Source organism: Pseudomonas sp. NPDC086251 (genome assembly GCF_044746405.1).
Lineage (GTDB): Bacteria > Pseudomonadota > Gammaproteobacteria > Pseudomonadales > Pseudomonadaceae > Aquipseudomonas.
On sequence record NZ_JBIVBY010000022.1, the window covers coordinates 54067 to 69411 of the forward strand.

The window sequence follows — 15345 nt, forward strand, 5'->3', positions numbered from 1 at the left end:
ATCAAATGTGGGAGCGGGCTTGCTCGCGAAAGCGGTGTGTCATTCAGCATCGATGTCGACTGATGCAGCGCCTTCGCGAGCAAGCCCGCTCCCACATTGGGTTATTCGGTTAGCCGAAGAACCAGTAGCAGACGCCGATCGCGCCAAGCACCCCGGCCAGTTCCGCCAGCAACGCACACCCCACCGCATGTCGCGCGCGCTGGATCCCCACCGCACCGAAGTACACCGCCAACACATAGAACGTCGTTTCGGTACTGCCCTGAATCGTCGCCGCCACCAGCGCCGGGAAGCTGTCCACGCCTGAGGTTTTCATGGTTTCGATCAACATCGCCCGGGCGGCGCTGCCGGAGAACGGTTTGACCATCGCCGTCGGCAGCGCATCGACGAAGCGGGTGTCCCAACCGGCCCACTCCACCAGATGCCGAATACCGTCCAGGCCAAAATCCAGCGCGCCGGATGCGCGCAACACGCCCACCGCGCAGAGCATCGCCACCAGATACGGCAGCAGGTTCTTGGCCACGTCGAAACCTTCTTTGGCGCCTTCGACGAACGCCTCGTACACCTTCACTTTGCGCAGCGCGCCGACCACCAGGAACAGCATGATCAGCCCGAACAGCGTCACGTTGCCGAGGATCGAAGACAGGCCGGCCAGCGCGGTCGCCGAGAGGGTTGCCAGCAGCGCCATGAAGCCACCGAGGGCCAGGGCGCCGGGAATCAGGTAAGCGAGCACCACCGGGTCCCACAGGCGCAGACGCTGCATGACCGCCACCGACAACAAGCCGACCAAGGTCGAGCAGCTGGTGGCCAACAGGATTGGCAGGAACACCAGCGTCGGATCAGGCGCGCCTTGCTGGGCGCGGTACATGAAGATCGTCACCGGCAGCAGCGTCAGCGAGGACGCGTTGAGCACCAGGAAGAGGATCTGCGCGTTACTGGCGATGGTGTCGCTGGGGTTGAGTTCTTGCAGCGCCTTCATGGCTTTGAGGCCGATCGGCGTGGCGGCGTTGTCGAGGCCCAGGCCGTTCGCGGCGAAGTTGAGGGTGATCAGGCCGATGGCCGGGTGACCCGCCGGGACTCCGGGCATCAGGCGCAAAAACAATGGGCCCAGCGCCTTGGCCAGCCACTCGACGATCCCGGCTTTCTCGGCAATTCGCAGAAAACCCAGCCAGAGCGTCAGGGTGCCGAACAGCAGGACCATGACCTCGACCGACAATTTGGCCATGGCGAAAATGCTTTCCACCATCGCCGCGAAGATCCCGGCGTTGCCGCCAATCAGCCACTGCGCCAGCGCCGAGACGGCTGCCACGATGAAGAAGCTTAGCCACAGGCCATTGAGCATCAGTTGAATCCCCCGAAGAATGGGGCGAATGATAGCGGGGTAGCCAGAAACGACAAACCCCGGATTTCTCCGGGGTTTGTTTGGGGGGCGACCCACTCCGTACTGTAGGAGCGAGGCTTGCCCGCGAAGGCTGCCTATCAATCAATACAAATGTTGAATGTTCCGGCCTCTTCGCGGGCAAGCCTCGCTCCTACAGAAGCGGATTGATCAGTTGCTGGAAACCTCGCCAGCCGGCAGCTTCTCTTTGCTGCGCCAGTGCGGCAGGGAGTTCCAGTAGCGCTGGCCCTTGGCGTCGTCGTACATGCCTTCCCAACGGGAGATGACCAATACGGCCAACGCGTTGCCGATCACGTTCAGTGCGGTTCGGGCCATGTCCATGATGCGGTCGACACCGGCGATGAACGCCAGGCCTTCCAATGGAATACCCACGCTGCCCAGGGTGGCCAGCAACACCACGAAGGACACGCCCGGTACGCCGGCGATGCCTTTGGAGGTGACCATCAAGGTCAGCACCAGCAGCAATTGCTGGCTGATGGACAGGTCAATGCCGTACAGCTGGGCAATGAAGATTGCCGCGATGCTTTGGTACAGGGTCGAACCGTCGAGGTTGAACGAGTAACCGGTCGGCACCACGAAGCTGCAAATGGCTTTCGGCGCGCCGTAGGCTTCCATCTTCTCGATGACGCGTGGCAACACGGTCTCGGAGCTGGCGGTGGAGTAGGCCAGCACCAGCTCATCCTTGAAGATGCGCATCAGCTTGATCACCGAGAAGCCGAACAGGCGAGCGATCAGGCCCAGCACCACGAAGGCGAAGAAGGCGATGGCGACGTAAACCAGGATCACCAGTTTGGCCAGCGGCAGCAGGGAGGCGAAGCCGAAGTTGGCCACGGTCACCGCGATCAGTGCGAAAACGCCGATCGGGGCGTAGTTCATGATCATGTGGGTGACTTTGAACATGCTTTCCGACACGCCCTGGAACATCTTCACCAGCGGCTCGCGCAGGTCCGATTGCAGGCTCGACAAACCGAGACCGAACAATACGGAGAAGAAGATGATCGGCAGCATTTCGCCGCGGGCCATGGCCGCGAAGATGTTCGACGGGATCAGGTTGAGAATGGTTTCGATGAACGCGTGTTCATGCTGAACCTCGGCGGCAGTCGCCTGGTACTTGGAAATATCCACGGTACCCAGGGTGCTCATGTCGATGCCGGTGCCCGGATGGAACACGTTGGCCAACACCAGACCGACCACGATGGCAATCGTGGTGACGATCTCGAAGTACAGAATGGTCTTGAGGCCGATACGCCCGAGCTTCTTCGCGTCGCCGACGCCTGCAATACCGACGATCAGCGAGGAGATCACGATCGGGATCACAATCATCTTGATCAGACGGATAAAGATATCGCCTGCCGGTTGCAGGACGTTACTGACCCACCAGGCTTTTTCGGCACTGAAATGGTTGAGCAGCGCACCGATTGCAATCCCCAATACCAGACCGATGAGGATCTGCCAGGCGAGGCTAAGCTTTGCCTTCTTCATATCTTTACCCTTACTTGCGTTTGACTCAGGCAGATGCAGAAACTGCACGCTTGTGGCGTAAAAGTCTTGTGCATCTACCCCCGTATAAGGAGCCCCGGAGCTGGTATTTATGGCTCTCTGGCAGGCGAAAAAAGGCGCAACTATTCCGATGCAAGGAAGCGACGTCTAATGCCGTAAACGCCTACCCTATGCCGAATCGGCATGAGCTTTTTTAAATGAAACTGGCGTCCCAACCGATTTGAATACGACATTTCGGCAGCCATAAGTACCGTGAACCGGCCATTTCAGAGGAGGTTGGTTGTTTTTTGAGCGGAGGAATGAGGGCTAAAACTACAGAAAAATCCTACGTTTAAAGGCGAATATCGCTTACATTTTGCCGCAGCTTTCTCGATAGATGGTCGCAATCAATCAACGGAAAATGCATTCCGAGGAATAGTCGACGTTATGCAAGAAAGGTGAGCTGAGCGCTCGGGTGATGCTTTTATCGCGAGGAAGCTCTTCGCAAGTCCGTCGAGCCATGAAGGGTCGGCGAACTTGCGTCGCAGCTTTTCCTGACCCGGCCCTTGCGCAGGCACTCTCTGTGCCCGTAGGTCACTCCGCCCCTGAAACAGGCAGAACGTCCCGACCCCTTGGTCATGCGTCTACCTTCCTCAGGTAGCGCAATGTGGTGTAGGAGCGAGCTTGCTCGCGATTGGTTCAAGAGCGGCGCGGCTATTCAGAACACACGCGTCATCGTTAGCGTCCATCGCGAGCAAGCTCGCTCCTACAGAAGAACTCAGTACCACTTTGGATCTTTCTTCAGTTGTTCCATCAACAAGTCCTGCATGCCCTGGTCCGGCTTTCCGAGGAAGCGGTAGTCGGCATGTCGCGTTGGCGACTTGTCGGCGGGCAGCCCCGCAGGCACTTCGACCAGCATGGCGTACGCATCCTTCTTGTCGAAGCTGAACGCTACGATCAAGCGTTTGTTCAGGCACGTCTGCTGTGTTTCGCACAGTGGCCCGACCAGATACTTGTCGCCATCCTCTTCAACGGCATTCATTTGCTCGGCGTCGCCGGAGAGGTTCATCACCCATTCCGGCAGGCGTTCTTCCTTCTTCACCACGCCTTGCCACGTTTCACGGTATTGCGGGTCTGCGTTCAACAACTCATTGACCCGCGTCTGGCCATCATTGGCCGCCATTGCCATGGCACTACCGCCCAGGAGCAGGGCGGCTGCCACTGTCTTTAAAACATTCATGTTCAGCCTCGACCGCGACGGCCAAAGAAGAACGAAGCAATGAACATCACCAGGAACACGACAAAGAGAATCTTGGCGATACCCGTGGCGGTGCCCGCGATACCACCGAAGCCCAGTACGGCGGCGATGATGGCAATGATCAAGAATGTGATTGCCCAGCTCAACATGGTGATTCTCCTTACGCTTCTATTTAGAGGTGTTGCTTGTGGTGCCTTTCCCGGCGCAGCAAGCGCGCCAAGTTCGTTTACTTAGAACACCCAACGTTCCTGACGGGGCATCTCATCCACAGGCTGTGCCTGGTCGACGTCCATCATGCGCATTGGGGCGAGGTCAGCCTGATTGCTGCTGGCGGCGCTGAAGTGGGTTTGGATCGGGTGCTGAATCGACACACGGATCGCGTCTTGCTGCTGGCTCTGGTTCCAGCTCTGAAACTGCTGGCCGCCGATCAAGGTGATCAACAGCGCCAGCACAGCAAACAGGCCTTGCTGGATATGCAGTGGCGAGATACGCAATTGGGCGGCACGTTGGCGACTCATCCTGAAGCTCCTCCCACACTGTGGTGATCTGGTTTAGGGCGTCGAACTTTTGCCCTGGAATAACCAGACCATTGCAGTGTGCATGCCAGCTTTTTTGAAGAGATAAAAACGTTATAAATCAATAAGTTATGAATGCGGTGAAAATCGTTCCGGACGCATACTGCACGATGCCCCTCCTGAGGTCGTGCGTAATGCACGATGGTTCCGTAGGAAGTTTCAATATTTTTGAATTGAGAAGAGGGCGCGGATGTCACAACTGGACGTGGGGAAACGCCTGAAAAACGTTAATTTATTAAAAAACCAACAAAATCAGGTCATTAGCCGTAGGGTGATGAGATATCTACCCCGGCGTGGCCGGAATCGACCAGAATCAACCATGCAACTTGCCCGATTTTTCCGGGACTAACCAAAGATCATTCATTAAGGAGCGTAGGAAAATGGAATCAGCCACTGAGAATCAAGGCCGCATTCTGCTGGTGGACGATGAGTCCGCCATCCTGCGAACCTTCCGTTATTGCCTCGAAGACGAAGGCTATAGCGTCGCCACCGCCAACAGCGCGGCGCAGGCGGAAGCATTGCTGCAGCGTCAGGTGTTCGATTTGTGCTTCCTTGATTTGCGTCTGGGCGAAGACAACGGCCTGGATGTACTGGCGCAGATGCGTATTCAGGCGCCGTGGATGCGCGTGGTGATCGTCACGGCGCACTCGGCCGTGGACACCGCCGTCGATGCGATCCAGGCGGGTGCCGCCGATTATCTGGTCAAGCCGTGCAGCCCCGATCAATTGCGCCTGGCCACCGCCAAGCAACTCGAAGTGCGGCAACTGTCGGCACGTCTGGAGGCGTTGGAAGGTGAGGTGCGCAAGCCCAAGGACGGTCTCGATTCCCACAGCCCGGCGATGAAGGTGGTACTGGAAACCGCCCGCCAGGTGGCCAACACCGATGCCAATATCTTGATTCTCGGCGAATCCGGTACCGGTAAGGGCGAGTTGTCCCAGGCCATTCACGGCTGGAGCAAGCGCTCGAAGAAATCCTGCATCACCATCAACTGCCCGTCCCTGACGGCCGAACTGATGGAAAGCGAACTGTTCGGCCATAGCCGTGGCGCCTTTACCGGGGCCAGCGAAAGTACGCTGGGTCGAGTCAATCAGGCCGACGGCGGCACGCTGTTTCTCGACGAGATCGGCGATTTTCCATTGGTTTTGCAGCCTAAACTGCTGCGTTTCATCCAGGATAAAGAATACGAGCGGGTGGGCGACCCGGTCACCCGCCGCGCCGATGTGCGCATTCTGGCCGCGACCAACCAGAACCTCGAAGACATGGTCCGCGACGGGCGCTTCCGTGAAGACTTGCTGTATCGCCTGAACGTCATCACCTTGCACCTGCCGCCGTTGCGCGAACGCCGGGAGGACATTCTGAACCTGGCCGATCGCTTTCTGGCCCGCTTCGTCAAGGAATACGCGCGCCCGGCCCGGGGGTTCAGCGACGAGGCCCGTGAAGCGCTGTTGGGTTACCGATGGCCAGGGAACATCCGCGAACTGCGCAACGTGGTGGAGCGGGCGAGCATTATTTGCCCACAGGAACGGGTCGAGATCAGCCACCTGGGCATGGCCGAGACGCCGGTCAACAACGCCCCGCGTATTGGTGCTGCGCTGAGTCTGGATGAGTTGGAAAAAGCCCACATCGGTGCGGTCCTCGCGACGGCCGACACCCTGGACCAGGCCGCCAAGACCCTGGGCATCGATGCCTCGACGTTGTACCGCAAACGCAAGCAGTACAACCTGTGAGCCTGCTATGAAACTCGCGATGAAGTTGCGCACGCGGCTGTTTCTGAGTATTTCCGCACTGATCACTGTCGCGCTGCTGGGCCTGTTGCTAGGCCTGGTCAGCGTGATGCAGATGGCCGGCAACCAGGAAGCGCTCATTCGCAACAACTTCGTCACGCTGGATCTGGGGCTCAAACTGCGCCAGACACTGGGTGATCAACTGATCCTCATGCTCAATGAAAAATCCGACCCGGCGGCGTTTGAAGCGTCAAAGCAGCATTATGTTCAGCTGCTTGACGAAGGTATCGCCCATGAAAAGGGCGGCGAGGGCAACCTGTACGGATTCATGCAGGCCAAGGACGATTACCTGAGTTTTCTACAGGCGTTGGACTTGTCGCACGATCCGACCCACGTGCTCAGCGGTAACGAGGCACTGACCGAGCGATTCAACGTGCTGCGCAACGGGTTGATCACCGAACACAAGCGAGCGCTGGATAACATCAACGATACGCAGCGCCAGGCGCGGGAGCGGGCGCTGCTGATTGCCGGCCTGCTCGGATTAGTCGGGTTGGCGGTGTTGATCATCGGCTTCGTGACCGCCCATGCAATTGCCCGACGGTTCGGCGCACCGATCGAGGCCTTGGCGCAGGCGGCTGACAACATCGGCCAAGGCAATTTCGAAGTGACCCTGCCGATTTCTTCGGCGGTGGAAATGAACCTGCTGACCAAGCGCTTCGGCATCATGGCCGAGGCCTTGCGCCAGCATCAGGCGACCAATATCGATGAGCTGCTCGCTGGCCAGCAGCGTTTGCAGGCGGTGCTCGACAGCATTGACGACGGTTTGCTGATGATCGATCGCGACGGCCATCTGGAACACCTCAACCCGGTGGCGCAACGTCAGTTGGGCTGGGACGACGATCGTCTTGGCCAAGGGCTGGGCGCAGCCCTCGAACGCCCCGAACTGGATGAACAACTGCAACTGGTGCTGCGCGGCGGCACCCTTGAGCGGGCGCCGGAAGACTTGAGCATCGAGGTTGATGGCGAATCGCGGTTGTTGACGTATAGCCTGACGCCGGTCAGCCATACCCAGGGCCATATTCTCGGCGCGGTGATGGTGCTGCATGACGTGACCGAACAACGTGCCTTCGAACGGGTGCGCAGCGAGTTCGTGTTGCGTGCCTCCCATGAGTTGCGCACGCCGGTGACCGGGATGCACATGGCCTTCGGCCTGTTCCGCGAGCGTGCCCACTTTGCCTCGGACTCGCGGGAAGCCGATTTGCTCGACACCGTGAATGAAGAAATGCAGCGCTTGATGCAACTGATCAACGACCTGCTGAACTTCTCCCGCTACCAGAACGGCTTGCAGAAACTGACCCTGGCGCCGTGTTCCATCGAGGAGTTGCTGGAGCAGGCCCGGTCACGTTTTGCCGGTTCGGCAGTAGAGAAGGGCATCGAGTTGTTAGTGGAGGTTCAGGGCCCTTTGCCGTGGTTGCAGGCCGATCAGCCGCAACTGGACCGGGTGCTCGATAACCTGATCGACAACGCGATGCGCCATACCGCTGCCGAGGGGCAGATACGCCTGCAAGCCCGTCGCCATGGCGAGCGGGTGATCATCAGCGTCGAGGACAACGGTGAAGGCATTGCCTACGGCCAGCAGGGGCGGATCTTCGAGCCTTTTGTTCAGGTCGGTCGCAAGAAGGGTGGGGCCGGGCTCGGTCTGGCGCTGTGCAAGGAAATCGTGCAATTGCATGGCGGGCGGATGGGCGTCTATTCGCGGCCGGGGCAGGGGACTCAGTTCTATATGGCGTTGTCGGTTTGAGCTGTTGCACCTTCAGGCTTCATCGTCGAGGCGCCGCGCGGAGAGCCGGCGGCCTCGGGTAATCAGTTCGATGAACTGCACCGCGCTTAACGCATGAGCGAACAGCCAGCCCTGACCAAATCTCACCCCTTCACTGCTCAGAAATACTGCCTGGGCTTCATGTTCGATGCCTTCGGCGATCACCTTGAGTTGCAGGGCCTGGGCCATATGAATGATGTGCGGCGCGACCCCGCTACTGGCCGCGTCATGGCCCAGGGCGTCAATAAAGGCCTTATCGATTTTCAGGCAATCCACCGGCAGGGTTTGCAGATAGGCGAGGCTGCAATAGCCGGTGCCAAAATCATCGATCAGCACTTGATGCCCGACATCACGCAAGGCTTGCAGGTTTTCCCGGGCGACCTCGACATCGATCAATCCCCGTTCAGTGACCTCAAAGGCAATCTGTTTGGCGGCGACCCGGTGCAAGGTCAGCAAGCGCGCCATGACCTGGCCGATACGCGGCACCATCACATCACAGGCCGCCAGGTTGACCGAGATATACAGCTGCGGATTCGCCCGCAACAGTTGCCCTAGTTGCTCAAGCAGGCGCTGGAGTACGAAGTCGGTCATCTGGCGGATCTGGCCGGTGTTCTCAGCCATGGGAATGAACAGATCGGGGCTGGTCAGCGTGCCGTCCGGTCGTCGCCAGCGCAGCAGGGCTTCGGCACCGACACAATTGCGGCTGTCGAGGTCGAAGATCGGCTGATACAGCACCTGCAACTCGCCTCGTCGAATGGCGCCCGTCAGTTCGGCGTCCAGCGACTGGCGTTGGCGCACCAGCAGAAACACCATAAAGCCTACACACACGCCGAGTAACAGGCTGGCCGGCAGCAGCCACCACCACACGGCGGGTATGTGCATGCCAGTGCGCGGGGAAATCAGCACCAGTTGATAGGCGGGATTGTTGGTCGGCATGCGGTAAATCAAGCGGGTCTGAGTGATTTGCAGCGATTCGCGGCTTTTCGGGGGCCAGGCTTCCGTCGGCGGCCAAGCCTGTTCGGCGCCCAGAACCGGGATGGCCCGTGCTCCACGGTCGACGACCACCAGCAAGCTGCTGCCCGGAGACAAATCGACCATGTCGGTCAAATGCCCGCGAGAGGTGGCGACACGAAAATTGCCACGCCCGAGCATTAAAGCGGCGCGATTCTCATCGGGTTCGGTGGTGGTATTGAGCCAGTAACTGTAGGTGGGGCCCTTGATGTCCGGCGGACGTATCAAGGAGAGTTCCTGGCGAGGGCGATTGGAGCAGATTCGCGAGGCGTCCATATAAACCGCTTCGTACACGAAGCGGTAATTGAAACTGACCTGCTGCAAGGTGGCGATCATTTCGTCATCGCAGCCTCTTAACGGCTGGGCTTCGAGGTCGTCGAGGCTTTCACGCAGTTGCCCGAACAACTGCTCCAGACGCGCGAGGAAACGCTCGCCCTGAGCATTCATTTCCTGACTTTCGTTCTGCTCGACTTGATGGATGGCCACGAACAGACTGCCCGCCATCAACAGTGTCGCGCTCAACGCAGCAGCCAGCATCGCCAAAAACCAGGGGCGATAAAACCAACTACGCAACGTCTCTCGAGCAGCAGTCATCGTGCAATATCCGAAGAATTACCAATGAGTTATAGCTGCTGATTGAGAAAAAGCGTGACCGTCGGGCGGGCGTCATTATTTTGTCTGGTTCAACACTTGGAGCAACGCGGCCGTTTGCGCGTCCGGCATGCCGTCGAAGCGGGAAGGGCGGAAGTGCATCTGAAAGGCCCCCAGTACATGGCGCGTCGCTACATCCAGCTCCCCGGTTTGCGGGGTGGGATAACCCAGGCGAGCAAGCTGAGACTGAAACCAACTGATGCTCGGCAGTTGTGTTTCGAACTGTGTTTGCTGACGCGCCACGGCTTGCTCGTTCGGCCAGATCCCGAGGCCTTCGGCTGCCAGGCGTTTCCAGGGAAAAAGTGGTCCCGGATCGAGCTTGCGCAAGGGAGCGATGTCGCTATGGCCGATGATGCTGAGGGGGCTGATGGCGTAACGCTTGCTGATGTCTTTGAGCAAGACTATCAAGGACTGGACCTGGGCTTCGCTGTAGGGATACCACGCACGCTCCCCGGTCGGGAGTACTTTGAAGCCCGGATTGACGATCTCGATGCCGATGGAGCTGGAGTTCAACCAGGTCCGGCCTTGCCATTCGCTTTCCCCGGCGTGCCAGGCGCGCAGGTTTTCGTCCACCAGTTTATAAATGGTGGCGCGCGAGTCGTCGCCAATCAGGTAGTGGGCGCTGACCTCGCCATGGGTCAGCAATTGCAGCGACCGCTCCAGCGATGCGGAGGTGTAATGCACCACGACAAACTGAACACGGCTGTCGTGATTGGCAGAAGGATGGCTGGTGTCGAACCGGGGGCCGCTGGCACAACCGGCCAACACAATCAGCGACACGATGAGAGCAAGGTATTTCATGGCAGAGGCAGTACGCGCAAGTCAGTAATGCAACAGTGTAACGTACTGACCTGCGCGCGGCTGGCTAACGCGAAGTTTTAAACAAAATGGAACAATTAACCGTCAGCCCAATTCCACCCGGTTGCGACCGGCGTGTTTCGCGCGATATAGCGCCTGATCGGCTCTTTTAAGCACCGCATCGCTATGTTCGCCGGACCTGAAGGCGGTCAGCCCCATCGAAAGGGTGATGGTCACCGGTTCGCCCTTGAAATGGAACGGGCAGGCTTCGATCGATGCGCGCAGGTTTTCCAGCAGTTGAATGCCGACCGCCGGGACGGTGGCGGGCATCAACAGGACAAATTCCTCGCCGCCAAAACGGGCAATGAAGTCTGTCCCGCGCAGGCGTTTGCGCAACACGCTGGCGATGATTTTCAGCACCTTGTCACCCGCCAGGTGGCCGTAGTTATCGTTGATGCGTTTGAAGTGATCGAGGTCGAGCATGGCCAACAACAGGGTGTTGCCATGTTGTTGCCATTGGCTGACTTCGTGATCCAGCCGCTCGCCCCAGGCCGCCCGGTTCGGCAGGCCCGTCAGCGGATCGATCAAGGCTTTCTGGCGCTGCTCTTCAAGGTGCTCGCGGTAGCCCAGGGCTTCTTTTTCCATATGGGCAACGCGTTCGGCCAGTCCGTGCAGGCGCGCCGCGACTTCCTGCTCGCGCTCATCGCGCTGCTTCTGGTGTTGGTCCAGGGTGCCAAGCAGGCCTTCGAGATGGTTTTCCAGTACGTGCTTGAGATCGTCGAGGTCCGCCGCTTCCTGCATGCTGCTCTGCAAGCCATCGACCTGCTCACGGATCTGCGTGTCCATCTCGCGCGCGGCGGAATGGTTGTCGGCATGGCCTGCACTGGCGGCGAGCAGGTTGCTTTGGAACGACTCGAGGCGTTCGTTGAGCTGCTGAAGATAGGCTTCGAATTCGTGCTGGCCGCTGTCGGTGATTGCCAGCATCAAAGTGGCCAGATCGTCGAGGATCGGCAGCAGTTCGTACCAGTTCAAACCATTTTTCAGGCGATCACGCATGGCTTCGGCTTGCGGACGATGACGCTCGGGGAGCGTCAGGTCGTCGAGCAGGCCCAACAACGTGTCTTCAATGTGCTTGGCCACCGAACTGTAGGACGGCTCGGGTGAGTCCGGCAGGGCGTAGAGAACATCGTGCTCAGGCTGCTCCGGATCAACGACGGCCAGGGTCGAGGGCGGTGGCAGGCTAGTCAGCTCGTCGGGATTGCTGGCCGGTTGAGCCTGTGGGGCTTGCTCAACGATAAGCGGTGCCGGTACTGACGTCTCTTCGGTCCGGGTGCTGGCTTGTTGCGGTTCGAGCACTGGCGGGACAAACGCCACGACAACCGGAGCAAGCGTTGCTGCAGGCGATGCTTCAATTGCCAATGGTTCGGGAGCGATAGCCGCGGGTGCGACAGTGGGCACCACCTTAGGCTCATCGATCACGGGTACGAGATCGCCCGCCGCCGGCTGCGTCTCGGCCTGCAGCGCGCAAGCGGCTTGGACAGGCTGCGAAGCGGGCAGCTGCACCGCCGAAGCGGCGATCGGTGATGGCGCTTCATCGGCTTCACGACTACCGAACAGCCGTTGCAATAAACCTGGGCGATCGGGTTCTGCCGGGTTCTCAAGCTGACTCAGGGCCTTGCCTTGCAGGCCGCTCAGTTCGCTGAGCAGCAGTGGAATCTCGCGAGCCTGGCTGACGCGCCCGTCGAGTTGTTTGGCGAAGTTCTTCAGTGGCCGGCTGACTTCTCGCGGCAGCGGCAATGTTTGCAGCTGAGAAACCAGCGCAGTCAGTGCGGCGCTGGTCTGGTTGACCCGGGTTTCCCGACGCTGTTCGGAGTCGAGCACGGCTTTTTCCAGCCGTGGAAGCAGGTTCGCCAGGCCGGCGTCCATGTCATCGGAGCGCACGACTTCGCGCATTTCCTTCATGCATTGGTCAACGGCGCGGTCAGTGCCCTCGGCTGCCAGGCTGCTGCGCACCAGGCCACGACGCAGGAGGTCGAGCCGAGCGTCCCATCGGCGCTCCAGCTTTTCCTGTTGTTCGATGCTTTTGAGGTATTTTTCTTTCCAGCGCTGTGCTTCGTCGCTCATTCATGGGATCCGCGAGGGGCAGGACTCAACGCGGGGAATGCATCAGCCGTGAGCGAACCCGGCAGACGAATCTCTACCGCGACCGGCAGGTGATCGGAAATGGGTTGTGCCAGCACCTCGACCTTTTCAAGGGTCAGGGTCGGGCTCAGCAGAATATGGTCCAGGCAGCGCTGCGGGCGCCAGCTGGGGAAAGTCGCTTCCAGTTGCGGCGCGAGCAGGCCGAGGTCACGCAACGGCGAGTTTTGCAGCAAATCACTGGCATGGGTGTTCATGTCGCCCATCAGCACCTGGTGTTTATAGCCGCCGATCAACTCGCGGATGTAAGCCAGTTGCATGCTGCGCACGCGAGCGCCCAGCGCCAGGTGCATCATGACCACCACCAGCGCCTCCGGACCTTCGCCGAAGCGCACCAGAATCGCCCCGCGACCCTTGGGCCCCGGCAGCGGATGATCTTCAATCGCCCACGGGCGCAGGCGGCTGAGCACGCCATTGCTGTGCTGGCCGAGGCGACCGAGATTGCGATTGAGTTGTTGATACCAGTAGGGGAAAGCACCGAGCTGGGCCAGGTGCTCCACTTGATTGACGTAGCCTGATCGCAGGCTGCCGCCATCGGCTTCCTGCAAGGCGACCAGATCGAAGTCGCCCAGCAGATTGCCGATCTTTTGCAGATTGTCGGCACGCCCGGTGTGCGGCAACAGATGTTGCCAGCCCCGGGTCAGGTAGTGCCGATAGCGCTCGGTACTGATGCCGACCTGGATATTGAAGCTGAGCAGACGCAGACGGCTGTCTGCGGGCAAGCCCGTGGATTCCAGATGATGTTCGTTGACCCGCGGATCATGCAGGCCAACGACGCGTTCAGTTCCCCAGCGGCGCATGGCAGGCCCCGCGCTTAGTTGGCAGCAGCCTTGTTCGCCGCTCGCTCTTGGTCGACCAGTTTATCGGCCAGTTGCAGGGCTTGTTCGGCACCGCCGGCAGAGCCCACGTCGAAGCGATACTTGCCGTTGACGATCATGGTTGGAACGCCGGAAATTTCGTACTTCTTCGCCAGCTCTTTGGCCTGGGTGATTTTGCCTTTGATGGCGAAGGAGTTGAAGGTGGCCAGGAACTTGTCCTTGTCTACGCCCTGAGTGGCGAGGAATTCTGCCATTTCGTCTGGCGTGACCAGCTTCTTGTGTTCTTTCTGAATCGCGTTGAACACCGCAGCATGCACCTTGTTCTCGACGCCCATGGCTTCAAGGGTCAGGAACATTTGGCCGTGTGCATCCCACGGGCCGCCGAACATGGCCGGAATACGCACGAAGTTCACGTCCGAAGGCAGTTTCTCAACCCACGGGTTGATCACTGGTTCAAAGGCGTAGCAATGCGGGCAGCCGTACCAGAACAGCTCCACCACTTCGATCTTGCCAGGCACGGCGACCGGCACCGGGTTGGTCAGTTCGACGTAAGGTGCGGCGGGTGCTTCAGCGGCTTGGGCAGTCATGCCGAACAGGCTGGCAGCAACCAGTGCGGCGCTGATGATCAGATTACGCATGCTTTACTCCTGGACAAATGGGGTCGCCTCGCGCGACCTGTTTTCAGACAGGTCATGGCGGGCTTGAGTTCTGTAGTGTAACGGCAGCGGCCACAAAAAAGGGCGGCCAAAGCCACCCTTTTTATGCTTGCATCGACGGATTAATCGAGCGTTAACGTTGCAGGAGATGTCCATCCCGCGCAACGCTCGATCCGCTGGCCTTAGTGCAGGCCTTGAATGTAGCTGGACACTGCGGCGATATCTTCGTCGCTCAGTCGTTTGGCGATGGTCTGCATGGTTTTGGTGTCGCCGTCGTTGGTGCGGCCGGCTTCTTCCTTGCGGAAGTCAGTCAGCTGCTTGGCGATGTATTGAGCGTGCTGGCCACCGAGGTGCGGGAAGCCGGCGGCTGCGTTGCCTGCGCCATTTGGCGAATGGCAGCCGGTGCAAGCTGGCAGGCCCTTGGCCAGGTCGCCGCCACGGAACAGTGCTTCACCGCGAGCCACGACTTTCGGGTCGGCGGCGCCAACGCTGCCTTTCTGGCTGGCGAAGTAGGCGGCGATATCGGCCAGGTCCTGATCGCTCAGGTTGGTCAGCAGGCCGGTCATTTCCAGTACCGTGCGTTTGCCGGACTTGATGTCGTGCAACTGCTTGTTCAGATAACGCTCGCCCTGACCTGCCAGTTTCGGAAAGTTTGGCGCCATGCTGTTGCCATCCGGGCCATGACAGGCGCCACATACTGCGGCTTTCGCCTGACCAGCAGTCGCATCACCTGCAGCATGGGCTATGCCGGAGATCCCCACGGTCAACAGCAGACTCACGATCAATTTGTTCATCAGCTAATCCAACTACGGCTAAGGGTTAAAGAGTTATGGACCGGGATCACTCGCTCATCCAGTGGATGATGGCTTGGTAATCCTCGGCACTGCAGTCCATGCACTATCCACGCGGCGGCTTCGCCTTGTTAGGCTGGGTCAGGTGTTGGTCCAGGTTCTGCATACCT

Annotated in this window: 14 protein-coding genes; 2 read left to right on the forward strand and 12 right to left on the reverse strand. The window is 59.4% G+C overall.

Features of this window, described 5'->3' with window-relative positions; translation table 11 throughout:
- Positions 1-109: 109 nt before the first annotated feature.
- From ACIPL2_RS23750 to ACIPL2_RS23770, 5 genes are all read right to left on the reverse strand, one after another.
- Positions 110-1339, reverse strand: a complete 1230-nt coding sequence (locus tag ACIPL2_RS23750) for a nucleoside recognition domain-containing protein (RefSeq protein ID WP_401360375.1) — start codon at positions 1337-1339, stop codon at positions 110-112.
- 207 nt (positions 1340-1546) lie between these two features.
- A complete protein-coding gene (gltP, locus tag ACIPL2_RS23755; RefSeq protein WP_401360377.1) occupies positions 1547-2878 on the reverse strand; it encodes a glutamate/aspartate:proton symporter GltP in 1332 nt (443 codons plus the stop codon).
- Between the two features lie 775 nt (positions 2879-3653).
- Complete coding sequence (locus ACIPL2_RS23760; protein WP_401360379.1) at positions 3654-4115, reverse strand: inhibitor of vertebrate lysozyme family protein; 462 nt, start codon at positions 4113-4115, stop codon at positions 3654-3656.
- A gap of 2 nt (positions 4116-4117) precedes the next feature.
- Complete coding sequence (locus tag ACIPL2_RS23765) at positions 4118-4282, reverse strand: DUF1328 domain-containing protein (protein WP_003177151.1); 165 nt, start codon at positions 4280-4282, stop codon at positions 4118-4120.
- Between the two features lie 81 nt (positions 4283-4363).
- Positions 4364-4651 carry a hypothetical protein gene (locus ACIPL2_RS23770; RefSeq protein ID WP_401360381.1) on the reverse strand — a complete coding sequence of 96 codons (288 nt, stop codon included), beginning with the start codon at positions 4649-4651 and terminating at the stop codon, positions 4364-4366.
- A 437-nt stretch (positions 4652-5088) separates the two neighbouring features.
- Between ACIPL2_RS23770 and algB the strand changes: the two genes are divergently transcribed.
- A complete protein-coding gene (gene algB / locus ACIPL2_RS23775; RefSeq protein ID WP_401360383.1) occupies positions 5089-6435 on the forward strand; it encodes a sigma-54-dependent response regulator transcription factor AlgB in 1347 nt (448 codons plus the stop codon).
- A gap of 7 nt (positions 6436-6442) precedes the next feature.
- Positions 6443-8233: an ATP-binding protein gene (locus tag ACIPL2_RS23780; RefSeq protein ID WP_401360385.1), complete on the forward strand. Its 1791-nt coding sequence runs from the start codon at positions 6443-6445 to the stop codon at positions 8231-8233.
- A 12-nt stretch (positions 8234-8245) separates the two neighbouring features.
- Here ACIPL2_RS23780 and ACIPL2_RS23785 read toward each other — a convergent pair whose 3' ends face one another.
- The 7 genes from ACIPL2_RS23785 to ACIPL2_RS23815 all read right to left on the reverse strand — a co-directional run.
- Positions 8246-9856 carry an EAL domain-containing protein gene (locus ACIPL2_RS23785; protein WP_401360387.1) on the reverse strand — a complete coding sequence of 537 codons (1611 nt, stop codon included), beginning with the start codon at positions 9854-9856 and terminating at the stop codon, positions 8246-8248.
- A 75-nt stretch (positions 9857-9931) separates the two neighbouring features.
- Complete coding sequence (locus tag ACIPL2_RS23790; RefSeq protein WP_401360389.1) at positions 9932-10714, reverse strand: N-acetylmuramoyl-L-alanine amidase; 783 nt, start codon at positions 10712-10714, stop codon at positions 9932-9934.
- Positions 10715-10816: 102 nt separating this feature from the next.
- The gene (locus ACIPL2_RS23795; RefSeq protein WP_401360391.1) at positions 10817-12835 is read right to left on the reverse strand and encodes a diguanylate cyclase; all 2019 of its coding nucleotides are present in this window, start codon (positions 12833-12835) and stop codon (positions 10817-10819) included.
- Entirely contained in the window at positions 12832-13710 is an 879-nt protein-coding gene (locus ACIPL2_RS23800; RefSeq protein ID WP_401360393.1) for an endonuclease/exonuclease/phosphatase family protein, read from the reverse strand. Before ACIPL2_RS23800 ends, ACIPL2_RS23795 begins: the two co-directional genes overlap by 4 nt.
- A 14-nt stretch (positions 13711-13724) precedes the next feature.
- Positions 13725-14366 carry a thiol:disulfide interchange protein DsbA/DsbL gene (locus ACIPL2_RS23805; protein WP_401360395.1) on the reverse strand — a complete coding sequence of 214 codons (642 nt, stop codon included), beginning with the start codon at positions 14364-14366 and terminating at the stop codon, positions 13725-13727.
- Between the two features lie 200 nt (positions 14367-14566).
- Complete coding sequence (locus ACIPL2_RS23810) at positions 14567-15178, reverse strand: c-type cytochrome (RefSeq protein ID WP_401360397.1); 612 nt, start codon at positions 15176-15178, stop codon at positions 14567-14569.
- A gap of 103 nt (positions 15179-15281) precedes the next feature.
- A partial coding sequence (locus tag ACIPL2_RS23815; protein WP_401360499.1) for a hypothetical protein occupies positions 15282-15345 on the reverse strand: 64 nt, incomplete at its 5' end.

Coding starts and splice junctions, on each gene's coding strand:
- ACIPL2_RS23770 (WP_401360381.1), bottom strand. CDS start 4,651: ATGAGTCGCCAACGTGCCGCCCAATTGCGTATCTCGCCACTGCATATC.
- ACIPL2_RS23765 (WP_003177151.1), bottom strand. CDS start 4,282: ATGTTGAGCTGGGCAATCACATTCTTGATCATTGCCATCATCGCCGCC.
- ACIPL2_RS23785 (WP_401360387.1), bottom strand. CDS start 9,856: ATGACTGCTGCTCGAGAGACGTTGCGTAGTTGGTTTTATCGCCCCTGG.
- ACIPL2_RS23790 (WP_401360389.1), bottom strand. CDS start 10,714: ATGAAATACCTTGCTCTCATCGTGTCGCTGATTGTGTTGGCCGGTTGT.
- ACIPL2_RS23805 (WP_401360395.1), bottom strand. CDS start 14,366: ATGCGTAATCTGATCATCAGCGCCGCACTGGTTGCTGCCAGCCTGTTC.
- ACIPL2_RS23810 (WP_401360397.1), bottom strand. CDS start 15,178: ATGAACAAATTGATCGTGAGTCTGCTGTTGACCGTGGGGATCTCCGGC.
- ACIPL2_RS23760 (WP_401360379.1), bottom strand. CDS start 4,115: ATGAATGTTTTAAAGACAGTGGCAGCCGCCCTGCTCCTGGGCGGTAGT.
- ACIPL2_RS23795 (WP_401360391.1), bottom strand. CDS start 12,835: ATGAGCGACGAAGCACAGCGCTGGAAAGAAAAATACCTCAAAAGCATC.
- ACIPL2_RS23800 (WP_401360393.1), bottom strand. CDS start 13,710: ATGCGCCGCTGGGGAACTGAACGCGTCGTTGGCCTGCATGATCCGCGG.
- ACIPL2_RS23780 (WP_401360385.1), top strand. CDS start 6,443: ATGAAACTCGCGATGAAGTTGCGCACGCGGCTGTTTCTGAGTATTTCC.
- algB (WP_401360383.1), top strand. CDS start 5,089: ATGGAATCAGCCACTGAGAATCAAGGCCGCATTCTGCTGGTGGACGAT.
- gltP (WP_401360377.1), bottom strand. CDS start 2,878: ATGAAGAAGGCAAAGCTTAGCCTCGCCTGGCAGATCCTCATCGGTCTG.
- ACIPL2_RS23750 (WP_401360375.1), bottom strand. CDS start 1,339: ATGCTCAATGGCCTGTGGCTAAGCTTCTTCATCGTGGCAGCCGTCTCG.